Consider the following 16919-nt stretch of genomic DNA (forward strand, 5'->3'; position numbering starts at 1 on the left):
GTGTCTAGCGAAAAAATTTATACCATAGAAGAATTAAAAAAGAAAGTAAATGAAATTCGACTCGGAAAAAAAATAGTCCTATGCCATGGGACTTTTGATTTAATGCATACTGGGCACATAAAGTATTTACAGCGAGCAAAATATGAAGGTGATATTTTGATTGTTACTGTTACAGCAGATAAATATGTAAATAAAGGTCCAGGTCGACCAGTATTTAGTGAAAAGCTTAGAGCAGAAAATCTAAGTGCCCTAGAATGTGTAAACTATGTAGCAATTAGTTATTCAAATACAGCAGAGGATTTGCTTAGAAAAATCTGTCCTGATGTATATGTAAAGGGGTCAGATTACAAAGATCATTCAAATGATGTTACAGGAAATATAGCAAAAGAAATTGCTGTTATTAAATCTTACGGTGGAAGAGTATTTTATACGAATGAAATAACATTTAGTTCAAGCAAATTATTAAATGAGTACTTTGATGTATTTTCACCTGAAACAAAAAATTATTTAAAAGATTTTTCTTCTAAATATTCTGATATCGACGCCATACAAGCTATAGATTCATTATCTCGTCTCAAGGTTCTTGTAATAGGGGATTCCATCATAGATGAATATCACTATGTAACAACACTCGGCCAAACAGGAAAGGGTAATATTTTTTCAGTACAGTATCAATCTGAAGAGAAATTTGCAGGAGGATCGCTCGCGGTTGCTAATCATGTGTCTCAATTTACTAATTCCGTAGATTTATTTACAGGTATTGATTCCTCAGAAGATTCAGAAAAATTTATTAGAAAAAATTTAAATAAAAATATAAATCCTATTTTTGCTTACTTTGAGGATGCGCCCACTGTAACAAAAAGGAGATACGTTGATTCTGATTTAAATAAACTTTTTGAAGTTTATTTATATAAAGAAAAACAAAATTTCAAAGGCGGGGAGGATCAATTCTTATTTTGGATGAGGAAAAATTTAAAAAAATATGATTTAGTTATTTCTGCGGATTTTGGTAATGGATTTATTTCACAGAAAATGGTTGAATTATTATGTAGTGAATCAAATTTTTTAGCAGTAAATACACAGATTAATAGTGGAAATCGAGGCTACCATGTGATAAATCGATATACAAAAGCAAATTTTATCTCACTAAATGAGCCTGAATTGAGATTGGCAGCACATAATCGACATGATCCTTTAGAAAATGTATGTAAAAAGATTTTTACTGATTTAAATGCTTATTACATCGGGGTAACTCGAGGAAATAAAGGTATTGTTTATTACAGTAAAGAAGATGATTCATATCACGAAATGCCAGCTTTTTCTACACGTGTTGTTGACCGAGTAGGAGCTGGTGATACCTTTTTGTCAATTGCATCTATGTGTGTAGCGGGAAAAGTTAATTCAAACCTTGCAAGTTTTATTGGTAATGTTGCGGCAGCAATGAATGTTCAAATTGTATGCAACAGAGAATCAATTGATCCTATAAATTTAAAAAAATATATTACTACGCTTTTAAAATAGAACGAACAGATTATATTAAAAATACATTTAAATATTTTATAGATACATTAAAAAACCTATGCCTTTACCATCAATAGCGGCGAGTAGATTAACAGGACAAAAAATGTTTCAAATTCTTGCTCAAGCTCAGGAATTAGAGCGACAAGGTAAAGAAATTATACATTTTGAAATTGGTGAACCAGATTTCAATACGCCACAAAATATTATTGATAATGGTATTGCGGCACTTAAAAGTGGAAATACTCATTATGTAAATTCAATGGGATTACTAGAGTTACGTCAAGAGGCTACTTTAACTACCATGCGGTCAAGAGGATTTAAGCCGGATGTATCTCAGGTTTTAGTAACACCTGGTGCTAATATACAAATATATTTAGCTATTGCTTGTACAGTAAATCCTGGAGATGAAGTAATTATTCCCGATCCTGGCTTTGTCTCGTATGAATCAATAACAAATTATGTAGGCGCAACCCCAGTAAAGGTGAGATTAAAAGAGGAGAATGATTTTAGAATTTCACCACACGATATCAAAAATGCTATTACTAAAAAAACGAAACTCATTATTATTAACTCTCCGAGCAATCCTACTGGTTCTGTTCTTAGAGAAAATGAAATAAATGAAATATTTAATTTAGCTAAATCTCATGATATTTACATATTAAGTGATGAGATATATGCACGAATGATTTACGGTAAAGATAATAAATTTGTATCCCCTAGCAGGTATGATAAGTGCTTAGAATATTCAATAATTGTTAATGGATTTAGTAAGTCTTATGCAATGACTGGGTGGAGACTTGGTGTTGTTACAGGACCATCAGATGTAATACGAAATATGGGTCTTTTGTTAGAAACGACTTTGTCTTGTACTCCTCCATTTATACAAATTGCAGGAATAGCAGCACTACGCGAAAGCCAAGAAGAAATTAATTCTATGGTGAATACTTATGAAAGAAGAAGAAATATACTAGTAAATGGTTTGAATGGTATAAGGGGATTTTCGTGTAAACTACCTCAGGGTGCTTTTTATGCATTCCCTAATATCGTTGGCACTGGTTTAACTAGTGATAAGCTATCAACACTATTAATGGAAGAGCTGGGAATTATAGTCTCCCCAGGTACAATTTTTGGCAAAGGTGGTGAGGGTTATATTCGATTTTGCTACGCCAACTCAGAAAGTAATATTAATAAAGCCTTATATAAAATGAACAAATTTTTTAATTAAATAAAAAATTAACATGAAATTATCTGACTACGTTGCTGATTTCATTAAAAATCAAGGAACTACTACTACATTTGTTTTGACAGGTGGATGTATTGTTCATCTAATTGACTCAATTGGACAGCATAAAGACCTTGTCTATATCCCAATGATGCATGAGCAGTCATGCGCTATGGCTGCTGATGCATACGCAAGAATTACTGGTAAAGTTGGCGTTGCCCTTGTTACAAGTGGCCCAGGAGCAACAAACTTGCTTACCGGTGTTTGTTGCTCATACTATGATTCCGTGCCAGTTTTATTTATAACAGGACAAGTTCCATCATCCCAATTAAAGCGTGGCAGTAAATCCCGACAAATTGGATTCCAAGAAACTGATGTTGTATCAATATTTGAGCCTGTAACAAAATATTCTAAGCTAATTGAAGACCCATTAGATATTAGATTCGAGCTAGAAAAAGCATTTTATTTAGCTCGGGAAGGACGACCTGGTCCAGTATTGCTTGATATTTGCGATGATATTCAGAGAGCGGATATAAATCCAGAAATGCTTAGGGGGTATATGCCTCCTAAGCTCCTGGGTGAGGATCACCAGCTTTTAAATAACCAAATTCAATTGATAATAGAAATGTTGAAGCAGGCAGATAGACCGCTTTTGGTTCTAGGTGCAGGAATTAGAACGGCAGGGATTATTAATGAGACGCGCAAGCTAATTGATGCTCTTAAAATACCATTTACCCTTACTTGGGGGGCAATGGACATTTGTTCACATGACCATGAATTATTTGTGGGCGGGTTTGGTGTTACATCAGGAAGACCAGGTAATTTTGCGATTCAAAATGCTGATTTAATTATCGCCATGGGTACTAGATTTGACAGTCATGAGGCTGGACCAAATCTCAAGCATTTTGCCCGAGGCGCTAAAAAAGTTATAGTCGATCTAGATTTTGCGGAACAAGAAAAATATTCTCAAATGGGAATGAAGGTAGATTTATTAGTAACCAGAGATGTACGAGATATCGTAAGGAATTTATTAGATCGCAATTTACCATCTATAAATGATTCGATTGAAATTTGGAAAAAATGGATTTCGAAATGGAAAAAAACTTATCCCATTTGTCTTGATGAATATCGCGAGCAATCGGAGCTTATAAATCCATATGTATTTATGGAAAAAATAAGTGAAATAGTAAATGATGAAGAAATTATAGTTACTGATTGCGGAAGTAATTTAATCTGGACAATGCAAGGTTTCAAATTAAAAGGAACTCAACGTTTAATTTCCGCCTTTAATCATTCACCAATGGGATATTCATTACCAGCTTCTATTGGGGCAGCATTAGCAAATCCTGATAGGCAAATTATTTGTATTATTGGAGACGGGGGGCTTCAAATAAATATTCAGGAATTAGCAACTATAGATCTTCATAAACTAAATATTAAAATATTTGTATTAAATAATCACGGCCATGGGATAATTCAAGGAACGCAAGACAATTGGCTAGGAGGGAGATATTTTGCCAGCAACCCGCAAGATGGCCTTTTGCCCGATCCAGACTGTAAAAAAATTGCAATTGCCTACGGTATCAAAGCTTTAGAAATTTCAAATACTGACGATTTAAAAAAAATAATCATCGAGACTCTTAATTCAAATGGGCCAGTATTGTGTAATGTACATATGCTACCGGGTTCGCAAATTGCCCCAAAATTACTTTATGGACGACCTTTAGAAGACTCTAGCCCATTACTTTCAAGAGAAGAATTTCACTCAAACATGCTTATCCCCCCAATTACATAATTAAATAGAGATTTTGAATGAATAATTGGAAAATAAATGTTGACACCGAGACGCCAAAAACTCAACATGAGTGGCAAGATAAAAATGATATTCAAAGAATCTTGATCCTGGAAAAAGCAATTAATGAATTATCTGTTTTTAAAAACGAAATTACCTTTTTACATGCAGATAAAGATGGACAGGTTACAGTATGTTTAAAAAATCAATTAAATGCCGGAGAAAGAGGTGACATATTAATGGATTTAGAGGAATTTTTAAAGCTAAAAGTTGATATTGGAATTACCGTTTGGTTAGAGCCTTTAAAAGATAAAAGTTCACTAAGAAAATTAAGAGGTATTGTTATTAAGGAAGATAAATGAATAACAGCATTAAAACAAAAGAAGGCGCCTTAATATTAGACTCACATAAACTGTCATATCATATGGATAGAGTTGAAGCATGGGAGGCAGGTGAGAGGATTGCTCCTGTTAGTATCGATATGTCACTTACTCGAGCTTGCGGAGCAATGTGTAAATTCTGCTACGCTATGATGCAAGAGTCTCAAGTTAGAAGTAGCTTATCAATTAAAAATGCCTTAGCACTAGTAGATGATTTTGAAAAAATTGGAATAAGAAGTGTATCATTGGTTTCAGATGGAGAAAGTACATTATCAAAAGCATATATTCCATTTATTCAGCATGCATATAACGCAGGAATTGACGTCGGAAATGGAACAAATGCTTGGGAATGGGGGCCCGAAAAAATCGAACAGGTGCTACCTTATTTAACATGGGTCCGATTTACAGTGGCAGCTGGCAATCCCGAAAGTTATGCTCGTTTGATGTATAAAAGTGAAAAGAATACCGAAGTTTTTGATAGAGCAATGAATCATATAAGATATGCCGTAGAACTAAAAAAAAAGAAAAAACTAAAAGTAACATTAGGTATACAAATGGTGTTGATGCCTGATTTAGGCGACGAGATATTACCATTTGCAAAACTTGGAATAGATTTAGGTGTAGATTATGCTGTTATTAAGCATTGCTCGGATGACGAACAGGGTTCCTTAAATATAGACTACTCTAAGTATGATTCTCTTCATGGGTCACTGCAGCAAGCAGAAGCAATGAGTTCTAAAGATACAAAGATAATCGTGAAATGGGAAAAGATTAAAAATGGTGGGGAGCCTCCATATAAGCGGTATTATGGATCACAATTTTTATTACAAATAAGCGGAAGTGGATTGGTAGCACCAGCTGGAATGTTTTTTAACTCAAGATACTCAAAGTTTCATATAGGTAATTACACAGAAGAAAGATTTTATGATATCTGGAAATCAGAAAGATATTGGAGAGCTATGAATTACCTTGCAAGCCCTTCATTCAATGCAAAGAAAATGATGGGAACCTTGCCAATAGCTCATTACGTAAACATTGCACTAGATAGACATCTCAAGGGAATAGAAAAATTAAAACGTAGCGAGGGACCAAAACCACTACATCATAATTTTTTATAAAATAATATTTTCAAGCAGAAATAATAAAGATTACGAAATTTCATTATTTAAACAATTGAACTAAGAATCATGGAAAAAAAGAATATAGAATTCTCAAATCTGCAATTTAAAGGATATGAAGTAAAAAAAAATGATAACCATTTGATGCTTGTTGAGATTCGTAACGATGTAGTAAATAAATTAAAGATAGCTTTTGATTTACAACATGAAAACAAGCAAACAGAAGAATTTTTAAATAAATTTCACGAATTTGAAAATATAAAAAAACTATCCGATGGAGAATTTAATGAAAAAAGAAGGCAGCTGATAGAGAGAATAAATTTAAACGGTGTTAATTTAAAAAAATTATTTAATTCCTGTGAGGAAAAAATCACTAATTTACTAGGTCAAGATATAGTAATTCAAAAAAACATTAATTTAACTATTCAAAGACCAAACGATCCTTACCCAACAGAAATTCATAGAGATTCACCACCTAATTCGCCATACGAAATTGCTTTATGGATACCTTTAACAGATTGTACAAAATCAAAAGCTCTTTATTTAGCGCCGTTAGAAAATTCATTTGAAATTGCAAAAAATTTACAGAAATATAATACATGTTCAACTTTTGAGGAAGATGTAATTAAAGTCTCAAATAATGTTCCAGTATCATTTGGTGAAGTACTATATTTTTCTCCCACTCTATTTCATTATTCAATTAAAAATGAAGAAAATGAAACTAGATTTTCATTAAATTTAAGAATTAAAAATATGTTTACTCCATACGGGTTAAAGCATCCAGCCTCTTTTTTTACACCAATCAAACATTCAATAATTTCAAGTATTGGCTTGAAAGCAAGTCAAATTGAGAATGATAATGAATAAATTATTTTATTCTTGCATTGATAGCTTAATTCCAAGTCCACAACCTGAGCAACATTTAGTAATTGAGAAAATGGCGAAGTTGTGTAATGGGAAGATTACTTACAGTACATCTGAAGATTGTAGTTTAAGAAATTCACAAGCCTGGATTGAGGAGAGAGTGAAGCGTATTCCAGGAATTGATGGATTAATATTTTTTACAGTAGAACAATTTTATTGTGCTGGTAAATTTAATATACGGTTATTAAAAATTTTATTATCAAAAAATTTAGAGGTACATTTTGCACGAGAGAAATTAAGTTATAGGAATTTAAATGATTTGGATTATGCATACGATAAAGGTGAAATTATTTTTTTAGACTTTTTAAGCTATTTAAAAAGTAAATAAATAATATGAATTTCTTGATAGATATTATAAAACCGGAAATAAAAAATATTCTAGGTTTGTCTATCCTGATTAGACTTTTGCTAAAAGATATTGGTAAATTTTGGAAAACAAAAGTTTGGTTTATAGATGGATCAGTTGTAGATATTTTTGCAGTCTGTGGATTATTAGCTAGTTTAAAAAAGAAACACCATATTTTAATTTCTGAAGATTATAAATCAACAATATGCCGGTATAATTTAAATACAATATATAATGTTATTTATATAAATTCATTAACATTAGCAAAATACAGAAAATACTACTATTGGTTAAAAGCAAGAACTGGTAATACTGGAATTCTTAAATTTTTTCAAAATACTCATTGCATTAATGATAAAACGTTATATTTTTTTATAAAAAATAATAAGTTAGGTTATCGTGAGTCTCTTGCACAATATTTAGGTATGCCAATGAGTGCAATGTATAAACATCCACAATACTCAAATACTGATTATGAGTTAATTCAAAATCTATTTGATTCAAAAATAAATGAATTAAATAAAATTGCCCTTATAGGGCCAATAGCCTACACTCACGGATCTTTTAAAAGTGAAATTTGGGAAGGAGTTTCCGATGCTTTAAAAAGATTGGGATTTAAATGTATTTTGAATACAGCAAAAAAATCTGGTGATTATTCACAAAATATGCATACTCACATTAAGAATGTAAATCTTCCAGTTGATTTAGTACCGCTTGCCTCATCATTAGTGGGATTGTGTATTGGTGGTACAGGAGGAGGATTTGATTTAATGCACCAATTCAGCGATCATAGTAAAACTATTCTTATGCATTGCAATACTTGCTTTAAAAATGGAATGCAAGATTATCCTTTAGAAATGCTTGATGACTTATATTTGAATGATTGTGGTAGGAAGCCAAGTTTAATTATTTCTATTACTGGCAAAGAGAATACAAATGAAATTTCAAAATTTGTATATAATAAAATAAGTGAATTTTTAAATAAATATCAAATTTAATAAATAATAATGATAATCAGATGACAAAAAAAATAATATCCGCAATAAAGAAATTTGGATATACAAATTATCCTTCTCAGTATGGTTTACTAAAATATTTATATGCAATACTTACAAATCCGTTTAGATTAATGGCCTTAAATTTAGGTTTTGAAATTGGGTTTTCAGGCAAAGAACAAGATAAATGGGTTGTAAATGCTACTAACAAAAAAAAATATGGATATTTCGTAGATTTAGCCGCTACATCAGGAATTATTGAAAATAATACATATTTACTCGAAAAAAAATTTAAATGGAATGGTATTGCGATAGAACCAAATCCAAATTATTATAAGCGTCTTGTTTTTAATCGTTCTTGCCATTGCATAAATTACCCAATTTCATCAGAACCTATTGAGGTAGATTTTGTTTTCAATAGAGGTATTGGAGGTATTATTAGCGAATTTACTGATAATAATCCAAGTAAACGATCGGCACTAATTAATAAGCTCAAAAAAAATGGTTCCGTTAAAAAACTTAAAACAAAGCGCTTGGAAGATATTCTTAAATTTTTTGAGGCCCCAAGAGAAATTGATTATCTATCACTTGATATCGAGGGTTCGGAGCTGGATGTTTTAAAAAAATTCCCCTTCGATCAGTATAGATTTAACCTCATGACAATTGAAAGACCACCTCGCGAATTGTGTGAGTTATTATTTAAGAATGATTATGTTTTTATTAAAAATCATAAGGTTGATACATTTTTTGCTCATAAACAATATGCAATCAAGCTTGGTCTTAAAGCTGACATTTATAGTGAATTACCACCGAAATCATGGTAGATTTAATTTGCTTTTTTCTTTGTAAACATTTTTGTGTATAAAGTAAAATTTTAGGGTTAAAAATGGATTATGAAATAATTAAATTTAAGGAATGTAATGATTTTGCCCTAAGGCATTTTGTTAAATATGGTTTTTTAATAGTTGAAGGTTTATTTGACGAAGCTATAATAAATAAAACAAAAAAATTTTTTTTTGATCGATTTAATCACTTTAATTCTTTATATTTAGAACAAAAAATTCCTAATGATGTCCAGGCCTGGTCTAATGCTATCATTGATGATTTTTCATTAACAAATACCTATGATTCTTTAGTAACTTCTAAAAAGATAATAGATATTTTAAAGAATATTTTAGGTCCTGACATTGCAATTTTAAATTACGATCATGCTTGGATAAATCTACCTAATAATAATGATCCTGTTTTAAAAAAAGAAATACACACTGATGCATGGACTGGTACTTCTATTAATACATTATTAACCAATATATATATAACTGATGTTGATGATTTTAATGGCTTATCAGTTGTTCCAGGATCTCACATTTATGGAATGACACCTGTTAGAAATAGAAAACCAGATCCTAATAATGGCATTACATATAATTTAGTTAATCTTAAACAGATTAAAGCGGGGGACTTCATAATGTGGCATCCGCTTCTATTACATTCTACAACTGGTAATAGCCATAAAAATATTAGAATTTCAATCTCATCACGTTACACCTCTACAGAAACTCCCTTTAGTACTCAGGAAAGAGCCTTATCGTATAAAACTATCTCTGTTGGTCCTATGAATCAAATATCTCGATTAATCGGAAATGATTATTTAACACCGCACAGAACTTTGGGTGGGGTGGTAAGTGTCGAACGTAGATTAAAGAATCTATACAATTTATGTGAATTTATTGATGATACTGAATTTGATTATAGAAAATTTATTAAAGATTTTGAATAATCACTGTACTATATTTCTATTAATTGTCATTAATAAATTTCAATCTATATACTAAATTTTGTTATGAAAGCAGTTATTTTGGCAGGTGGTTTAGGTACTCGAATCAGTGAAGAAAGCACTATTCGTCCAAAGCCAATGATTGAGATTGGAGGTATGCCAATTTTATGGCACATTCTCAAGATTTATTCAACCCATGATGTTCGTGAATTTGTAATTTGCTGTGGTTACAAGGGGTATATGATCAAAGAATATTTCGCTAATTATTTTTTGCATATGTCAGATATCACTATTGATATGACCTATAACTCTATTGAAGTGCACCAAAAAAAGGCAGAGCCATGGAAAATTACCCTTATTGATACTGGCGAAAATACGCAAACAGGAGGGCGATTAAAACGTATTGCTGATTATTTGGATGAAGACTTCTGCATGACTTATGGTGATGGAGTCGGCTCAATCGATATTACGGCTTCTATTGCCTTTCATAAGCAACATAGAAAATTAGCGACAATGACTGCTGTACAGCCTCCTGGTCGTTTTGGCTCACTAGAGATTAACGGAACAAATGTCAAAGCTTTTGTTGAAAAGCCACAAGGTGATGGGGGTTGGATTAATGGTGGATTTTTTGTATTAAACCCCAAGGTAATAGATTTGATTGATTCTGATGCTACTCTTTGGGAAAAGGAGCCTCTTGAGTCTTTGGCTAAACAGGGCCAGCTTAAATCATTTTTTCACTCTGGTTTCTGGCGCCCTATGGATACCCTAAGGGATAAAGTTTTACTCGAGGAATTGTGGACAAGTGGCAAAGCTCCTTGGAAAAACTGGTCATGAATGGAATAGTCGACCCACAATTTTGGGCGAAAAAAAAAGTATTTCTGACAGGCCATAGTGGTTTTAAGGGGGGATGGCTCACTATCTGGTTAGCAACTATGGGGGCTAGAATAATTGGTTATTCTTTATCCCCCAAACCCAATCCTAATTTATTTGAGGTGGCAAAAATTTCCTCGCTTTGCGAGTCTTCACTCATTGGAGATATTTGCGACTTAAATAGTTTGCGTAATGCAATAATTAAAGCTGCTCCAGATGTAGTTATTCACATGGCAGCCCAACCACTTGTGCGTTACTCTTACGAAAACCCCATAGAAACTTATGCAACGAATGTTATGGGCACTGCCCATTTACTGGAGGCAATACGTTCCTGCTCTAGTGTTAGAGTTGTTATTATTGTTACTACTGATAAATGCTATGAGAATAAAGAGTGGGTCTGGGGCTATCGTGAGAATGAGCCTATGGGAGGATATGATCCATACAGCAGTAGTAAGGGTTGCGCCGAATTGGTGACTAAGGCTTATCGCGAATCCTTTTTCTCAGAGAATGAATATGCCAATCACCGTATAGTAATTGCTTCAGTTCGTGCTGGAAATGTGATTGGTGGCGGCGATTGGTCTGCGGATCGTTTAATACCTGATGCAATTAGAGCGTTTGAGGCGAATCGTCCATTAATCATCCGCAACCCATTAGCAATTAGGCCATGGCAACATGTCTTAGAGCCACTATCTGGTTATTTAGTTTTGGCTCAAGCTATGTTTGAGCGAGGTGTTGAATATAGTGGCGCTTGGAACTTTGGTCCTCAGGATTCGGATGCGCGTTCTGTTAAAGAGGTTATTGAGCTATTAATTAGAGAGTGGGGTGCCACCACAACGTGGACGCAAGATGGGGCCCCTCAACCCCATGAAGCTCATTTTTTAAAGCTCGATTGTTCAAAAGCAAAGCAAGTATTGAATTGGAGAATCAACTGGAACTTGGAAAAAGCAATTACAACTATTGTTGAGTGGCATCATGCTTATAGCAAGGGGGGGGATATGCTTGCAATGACATGTAAACAAATTGAATCTTATAACGCTTGGTAATTTATTTAAAGAAATTCATTTATGACTGAAACTACTATCCCGGCAAATCAGTGTGCAAAAGATAAGATCCGTAAGCAAATATTAGATCTAGTAAGAGAGTATTCTGCCTTGGAATTTGCACCAAAATCTTTTGCGCCCGGCCAAACTGTCATACCGCCGTCTGGAAAGTTAATTGGTGCTGAAGAATTACAAAATATGGTAGAAGCATCTTTAGATGGCTGGTTAACTACTGGCAGATTTAATGAGTTATTTGAGAAAAAACTCGCACATTTTATTGGAGTGAAATATGCTATTACAGTAAATTCAGGTTCTTCAGCCAACCTAGTGGCCTTTTCAGCTCTTACTTCATCAAAGCTTGGCGATAGGGCAATCAAGAAAGGTGATGAAGTAATTAGTGTCGCCGCTGGATTTCCAACTACGGTCAATCCGATTATTCAGTTCGGAGCAGTCCCAGTTTTTGTTGATGTCGACCCAATAACTCATAATATTGATACATCCAAAATAGAGGTGGCGATTGGCCCCAAGACCAAAGCAATCATGTTGGCTCATTCGTTGGGCAACCCTTTTAATCTCGATGTAGTTGTTGCTTTGTGTAAAAAGTATAATCTTTGGTTAGTTGAAGATTGTTGTGATGCGTTGGGCACAACCTATAAGGGGCGAATGGTTGGAACTTTTGGGGATATTGGGACGCTTAGCTTTTATCCAGCTCATCACATCACCATGGGTGAGGGCGGAGCAGTTTTTACTAATAATTATGAATTAAAGCAGATAGCTGAAAGTTTTCGAGATTGGGGGAGGGATTGTTACTGTCCACCTGGGAAAGATAATACATGTGGTAAAAGATTTACATGGCAGCTGGGTGACCTCCCTTTTGGTTATGATCACAAGTACACCTACAGCCATCTTGGCTACAACTTAAAGATCACGGATATGCAGGCGGCTTGCGCACTGGCGCAATTAGAAAAAGCACCAGTATTTATTCAGGCTCGTAAAAATAATTTTCTTTTCCTAAAAAAAAGACTGAAGAGCTGTGAAGAATTTCTCCAGCTACCCAAGGCAACTGATGGATCGGATCCCTCTTGGTTTGGATTCCCTATTACATTAAAGCCCAGTTGCCCAGTATCTCGAGTTGATTTAACAACATTCCTAGATCAAAAAAAAATTGGTACTCGTCTATTGTTTGCTGGAAACCTAACTAGGCAACCCTATATGAAAAATGTAATGTATCGCGTCAGCGGTGATCTCACTAACACTGATAACGTGATGAATAGCACATTTTGGATTGGTGTACAGCCAGCACTTACGAATGAAATTCTTGAATATACGGCAGTTCAGATTGAAACGTTTTTAGGAATTAATTTTTAATGAGCACAAAACCAGCCCTATTATTATTTGGAGCTTCAGGGTCTATTGGTAATGCAATTTATCAGAAATTTATTTCTAAAGGTTGGCATGTTATTCGCATTATTCGTAAAGCTGATAATAAATCTTTGATGTCTAATTCTGAAGATATAGTTTGGGATCCCATTTGCAAAAAAATACCCTTACAGTTGAAAAAAGTAGCTAGAATAGATGCAATTTGCTGGGCCCAAGGAATAAACTTAAGTGATAGCATAGAGGAATTTTGTTTAGAGGAGCATTACAAGCTGTATCAAGCTAATGTCATATATATATTAGTTTCATTAAACCAAATTATAAATTCTGGACTTTTAAAAGTACCTACTCGTTTATGTATCATTAGTTCAATTTGGCAAAATATCTCTAGATTAAAAAAATTAAGCTACGCTGTTTCAAAGTCAGCATTGCAAGGTTTGGTTCTCTCGTTAGCTAATGATTTGGCAGATCGTGGACATCTTGTTAATGCAATTTTGCCAGGAGCAATTGATACTCCAATGACCAAAAGTAATCTGTCAAACGAGCAAATTGAAACCATAAAAAAAGCTACAGGATTCAATCGATTAGTTACCTTAAATGATGTTTCAAATATCACTTTCTATCTGTGCTCGCCCGAAAATTCAGGTATTACTGGTCAATTCATTAAGGTAGATTTAGGTTACTCTGATGTACGAAATTTTTAATATCAATTCAAAAAATTTTTGTTATCCCATCAAGATCGGAAATGGCTTTATAACATCTAGTAATTCTCTCGCAGACACAGAAAAACATATATTAATCGATGAACTAGTAGCTAACTTATGGCCAGAAAGTAACCACGAAAAAGCAATTACGATTGAGGCAATTGAGATTTTTAAAACCCTTGATACTGTTTCTCAGTTGATAGAAAAACTTCGTTTACTTGGAGTAAATCGAAGATCACTCGTTTATTCAATTGGCGGGGGGGTTGTTCAAGATTTATCAACAATGACAACCGCTATTTATATGCGTGGTATTGACTGGATTTACTGTCCCACGACACTATTGAGTATGGTAGATTCTTGCATTGGAGGTAAATCATCACTAAATGTAGGGATGTTTAAAAATCTTGCTGGCAACTACTACCCACCAAAAGAAGTATGGATCGATATAGCTTTTTGTAAAACACTTAGTGAAACTGAAAAAATAGCAGGACTCTGCGAAGCTGTAAAAATATGTTATGCAGATAACGGTTCTGCTTTTGATGATTACTTAAGATTAACCTCTAATGCTAAAGATCAGTATTCAGATGAATATCTAATCGAAATTGTTAAACTTTCTCTTAAAACAAAAAAAAGATTTATTGAAGAAGATGAGTTTGATAATGGTGTTCGTTTATTACTTAACTTTGGCCATACTTTTGGCCATGCTTTTGAGGCTGCCACTCAGTTTTTAATTACCCATGGTATTGCCGTTGGTCTCGGCATGCTTGCTGAGGTTCGACTAGCAATATTACTTAATGAAATGCATAGTAAACCTGTACGGCTTTCTTATTTAGAGTCATATATTTTAAATTTGTTAGTTAAGATCAAAGATTTAAATACAAAACTAAAAAAATTATCACTTGAGCAGGCAATGCATGCCTTTAAGTCAGACAAAAAACACAATAGACATTCGTATTCTATTGTCATGCCAAACCAAGATGGCTTTTTGAGTAGAGTAAATTTACCAATTACCTGCGAATTAGATAAATTAATTTTTAATATTTTTGTAGATTTTAAGAATGGAATAAATTTTGAAATATAGTGATCAAATTACCGAATGGCTTATAGAGCTTGGATATACCCACTGCTTTTTAGTTGGTGGCGGTAATATTATGCATTTAATTGAAAGCATCAGCAAGCGAATGATTTGCATTCCAGTTATTCATGAGGTAGCTGCCGGGATTGCGACTGAATACTACAATGAAACTTCTCCAAACGGTTCGAAAGCATTTTCCCTGGTAACTGCTGGTCCAGGGCTAACAAATATTGTAACTGCTTTAGCAGGTGCATATTTAGAAAGTCGTGAGCTTTTGGTTATTGGTGGTCAAGTTAAAACTTCTGATTTAGCAAGGAATAAATTACGTCAGCGAGGCATTCAGGAAATTGATGGTCTTTCAATAGTCCGTTCAATAACGATACGTTCAAGATTAATTGATGAGGTTATCGATGCTAACTCATTTTCAAAGCTTATAAGTCATACAAATAGTGAAAGAAGAGGACCCATATTTTTAGAAATCCCACTAGATATACAAGCAAAAGAAGTATCTTTTGAGAAGTTAGAATTGCACCAAAGCGTAGCCTCCGAATCAGATAAGCTTAATAACTCAGTTGCACTAATTACTGAAAAGTTGAATACGTCTAAGCGCCCAGTAATCTTGATTGGAGGTGGTGTATTACGCCAAACAGCTAAAAGACTCCAAAAAAAGCTTGCCATGCTAAATATTCCAATAATGACAACATGGAATGCTGCTGATCGTATAGATTCTGGGCAGTCTAATTATTTTGGTAGACCTAACACTTGGGGGCAAAGATCATCAAACTTAATAATTCAACAATCCGATTTTTTATTAGCAATTGGTACTAGGTTAGGCTTGCAACAAACAGGATTTAATTGGCAGGAATTTATTCCCAATGGTGAAATTGCTCAAATAGATATTGACAAAGCTGAGCTATCAAAAGGTCACCCTGAAGTTCAAATTCCAATTTTGGAGGATGCAAATATTTTTTTGGAAAAACTATTTGAGCAGAAATTAGGTAGCCATCTAGATTGGATGGCTTATGCAAAATCAATTAGAAAGTATTTTCCCCTAAGCGAGTCTTTTAATACAACAGAATCTGGGTATATATCTCCATTCCATTTTGTATCCACTTTGTCAAAAATTAGTTCTAATAATGATATTGTAGTACCCTGTAGCAGTGGAGGCGCATTCACAACAATGATGCAGGCATTTAATCAAAAAATGGACCAAATTATTGTCACTAACAAGGGCTTAGCCTCAATGGGCTATGGATTATCTGGTGCAATCGGAGCAGCTTTAGCTAATCGAGACAAGAGGGTTATATTAGTTGAGGGAGACGGTGGATTTGCCCAAAATCTTCAAGAAATTGGCACCGCCCAACTAAACAAGTTAAACTTAAAGATATTTATTTTTGATGATAAAGGTTATGCATCTATTCGCATGACGCAAAAAAACTATTTTCACGGCAGATATGTTGGCTGCGATACACAAACTGGACTGGGAATGCCAAATTGGGAAAAATTATTTTCCGCATGGAGCGTTCCCGTGTTGAAACTTGATAATGGATTTGAGCACACTTCTGAATTTATTGATTTATTTGAGGAGCAATCTACAGTTGCATTTATAGTTCCAATTGATCCTAATCAAACATATTTTCCAAAAATTATGAGCCGCATTTCTGATTCGGGGGCAATGGAGTCAAATCCATTGCATATGATGTATCCAGAAATCACAGAAGAGGAGCGTTCAATTTATTTAAAATATCTAAATTTCATTAAATAAAAGATTAATATTT

16 protein-coding genes are annotated in these 16919 nt (G+C 33.7%); all 16 read left to right on the forward strand.

Annotated features, from left to right (window positions below; translation table 11 throughout):
- The 16 genes from QUE65_RS01580 (at nucleotide 1) to QUE65_RS01655 (ending at nucleotide 16906) form a co-directional block, all read left to right on the forward strand.
- Nucleotides 1-1521, forward strand: a complete 1521-nt coding sequence (locus QUE65_RS01580) for a PfkB family carbohydrate kinase (RefSeq protein ID WP_286281426.1) — start codon at nucleotides 1-3, stop codon at nucleotides 1519-1521.
- A gap of 58 nt (nucleotides 1522-1579) precedes the next feature.
- The gene (locus QUE65_RS01585; protein WP_286281428.1) at nucleotides 1580-2746 is read left to right on the forward strand and encodes a pyridoxal phosphate-dependent aminotransferase; all 1167 of its coding nucleotides are present in this window, start codon (nucleotides 1580-1582) and stop codon (nucleotides 2744-2746) included.
- Between the two features lie 13 nt (nucleotides 2747-2759).
- Nucleotides 2760-4538 (forward strand): thiamine pyrophosphate-binding protein, encoded by a 1779-nt coding sequence (locus tag QUE65_RS01590; protein ID WP_286281431.1) that lies wholly within the window; start codon nucleotides 2760-2762, stop codon nucleotides 4536-4538.
- Nucleotides 4539-4555: 17 nt separating this feature from the next.
- Nucleotides 4556-4897 carry a hypothetical protein gene (locus QUE65_RS01595; RefSeq protein ID WP_286281432.1) on the forward strand — a complete coding sequence of 114 codons (342 nt, stop codon included), beginning with the start codon at nucleotides 4556-4558 and terminating at the stop codon, nucleotides 4895-4897.
- Nucleotides 4894-6033, forward strand: a complete 1140-nt coding sequence (locus tag QUE65_RS01600; RefSeq protein WP_286281433.1) for a radical SAM protein — start codon at nucleotides 4894-4896, stop codon at nucleotides 6031-6033. The genes QUE65_RS01595 and QUE65_RS01600 overlap by 4 nt, the downstream gene beginning before the upstream one ends.
- 69 nt (nucleotides 6034-6102) lie before the next feature.
- A complete protein-coding gene (locus QUE65_RS01605) occupies nucleotides 6103-6900 on the forward strand; it encodes a sporadic carbohydrate cluster 2OG-Fe(II) oxygenase (protein ID WP_286281434.1) in 798 nt (265 codons plus the stop codon).
- A complete protein-coding gene (locus QUE65_RS01610) occupies nucleotides 6893-7285 on the forward strand; it encodes a hypothetical protein (RefSeq protein WP_286281435.1) in 393 nt (130 codons plus the stop codon). The genes QUE65_RS01605 and QUE65_RS01610 overlap by 8 nt, the downstream gene beginning before the upstream one ends.
- A gap of 5 nt (nucleotides 7286-7290) precedes the next feature.
- The gene (locus tag QUE65_RS01615) at nucleotides 7291-8301 is read left to right on the forward strand and encodes a hypothetical protein (RefSeq protein ID WP_286281437.1); all 1011 of its coding nucleotides are present in this window, start codon (nucleotides 7291-7293) and stop codon (nucleotides 8299-8301) included.
- A gap of 20 nt (nucleotides 8302-8321) precedes the next feature.
- Nucleotides 8322-9122: an FkbM family methyltransferase gene (locus QUE65_RS01620; RefSeq protein ID WP_286281438.1), complete on the forward strand. Its 801-nt coding sequence runs from the start codon at nucleotides 8322-8324 to the stop codon at nucleotides 9120-9122.
- A gap of 62 nt (nucleotides 9123-9184) precedes the next feature.
- A complete protein-coding gene (locus tag QUE65_RS01625) occupies nucleotides 9185-10078 on the forward strand; it encodes a phytanoyl-CoA dioxygenase family protein (protein ID WP_286281440.1) in 894 nt (297 codons plus the stop codon).
- A gap of 63 nt (nucleotides 10079-10141) precedes the next feature.
- Nucleotides 10142-10909, forward strand: coding sequence for a glucose-1-phosphate cytidylyltransferase (rfbF, locus tag QUE65_RS01630; RefSeq protein ID WP_286281441.1), 768 nt, complete (start codon nucleotides 10142-10144; stop codon nucleotides 10907-10909).
- A complete protein-coding gene (gene rfbG / locus QUE65_RS01635; protein WP_286281443.1) occupies nucleotides 10906-11988 on the forward strand; it encodes a CDP-glucose 4,6-dehydratase in 1083 nt (360 codons plus the stop codon). Before rfbF ends, rfbG begins: the two co-directional genes overlap by 4 nt.
- Before the next feature lie 21 nt (nucleotides 11989-12009).
- The gene (gene rfbH / locus QUE65_RS01640) at nucleotides 12010-13353 is read left to right on the forward strand and encodes a lipopolysaccharide biosynthesis protein RfbH (RefSeq protein WP_286281444.1); all 1344 of its coding nucleotides are present in this window, start codon (nucleotides 12010-12012) and stop codon (nucleotides 13351-13353) included.
- Complete coding sequence (locus tag QUE65_RS01645) at nucleotides 13353-14066, forward strand: SDR family NAD(P)-dependent oxidoreductase (protein WP_286281445.1); 714 nt, start codon at nucleotides 13353-13355, stop codon at nucleotides 14064-14066. The genes rfbH and QUE65_RS01645 overlap by 1 nt, the downstream gene beginning before the upstream one ends.
- Complete coding sequence (locus tag QUE65_RS01650; RefSeq protein WP_286281447.1) at nucleotides 14050-15147, forward strand: 3-dehydroquinate synthase; 1098 nt, start codon at nucleotides 14050-14052, stop codon at nucleotides 15145-15147. Before QUE65_RS01645 ends, QUE65_RS01650 begins: the two co-directional genes overlap by 17 nt.
- Nucleotides 15137-16906 carry a thiamine pyrophosphate-binding protein gene (locus QUE65_RS01655; RefSeq protein WP_286281448.1) on the forward strand — a complete coding sequence of 590 codons (1770 nt, stop codon included), beginning with the start codon at nucleotides 15137-15139 and terminating at the stop codon, nucleotides 16904-16906. The genes QUE65_RS01650 and QUE65_RS01655 overlap by 11 nt, the downstream gene beginning before the upstream one ends.
- The last annotated feature ends 13 nt before the right edge of the window (nucleotides 16907-16919 follow it).

The sequence above is a fragment of the Polynucleobacter sp. HIN8 genome (assembly GCF_030297615.1).
Lineage (GTDB): Bacteria > Pseudomonadota > Gammaproteobacteria > Burkholderiales > Burkholderiaceae > Polynucleobacter.

Bases quoted from the DNA above. Each gene is read 5' to 3' on its own strand.
- QUE65_RS01585 (WP_286281428.1), top strand. From the start codon at position 1,580: ATGCCTTTACCATCAATAGCGGCGAGTAGATTAACAGGACAAAAAATG.
- QUE65_RS01590 (WP_286281431.1), top strand. From the start codon at position 2,760: ATGAAATTATCTGACTACGTTGCTGATTTCATTAAAAATCAAGGAACT.
- QUE65_RS01595 (WP_286281432.1), top strand. From the start codon at position 4,556: ATGAATAATTGGAAAATAAATGTTGACACCGAGACGCCAAAAACTCAA.
- QUE65_RS01600 (WP_286281433.1), top strand. From the start codon at position 4,894: ATGAATAACAGCATTAAAACAAAAGAAGGCGCCTTAATATTAGACTCA.
- QUE65_RS01605 (WP_286281434.1), top strand. From the start codon at position 6,103: ATGGAAAAAAAGAATATAGAATTCTCAAATCTGCAATTTAAAGGATAT.
- QUE65_RS01610 (WP_286281435.1), top strand. From the start codon at position 6,893: ATGAATAAATTATTTTATTCTTGCATTGATAGCTTAATTCCAAGTCCA.
- QUE65_RS01615 (WP_286281437.1), top strand. From the start codon at position 7,291: ATGAATTTCTTGATAGATATTATAAAACCGGAAATAAAAAATATTCTA.
- QUE65_RS01620 (WP_286281438.1), top strand. From the start codon at position 8,322: ATGACAAAAAAAATAATATCCGCAATAAAGAAATTTGGATATACAAAT.
- QUE65_RS01625 (WP_286281440.1), top strand. From the start codon at position 9,185: ATGGATTATGAAATAATTAAATTTAAGGAATGTAATGATTTTGCCCTA.
- rfbF (WP_286281441.1), top strand. From the start codon at position 10,142: ATGAAAGCAGTTATTTTGGCAGGTGGTTTAGGTACTCGAATCAGTGAA.
- rfbG (WP_286281443.1), top strand. From the start codon at position 10,906: ATGAATGGAATAGTCGACCCACAATTTTGGGCGAAAAAAAAAGTATTT.
- rfbH (WP_286281444.1), top strand. From the start codon at position 12,010: ATGACTGAAACTACTATCCCGGCAAATCAGTGTGCAAAAGATAAGATC.
- QUE65_RS01645 (WP_286281445.1), top strand. From the start codon at position 13,353: ATGAGCACAAAACCAGCCCTATTATTATTTGGAGCTTCAGGGTCTATT.
- QUE65_RS01650 (WP_286281447.1), top strand. From the start codon at position 14,050: ATGTACGAAATTTTTAATATCAATTCAAAAAATTTTTGTTATCCCATC.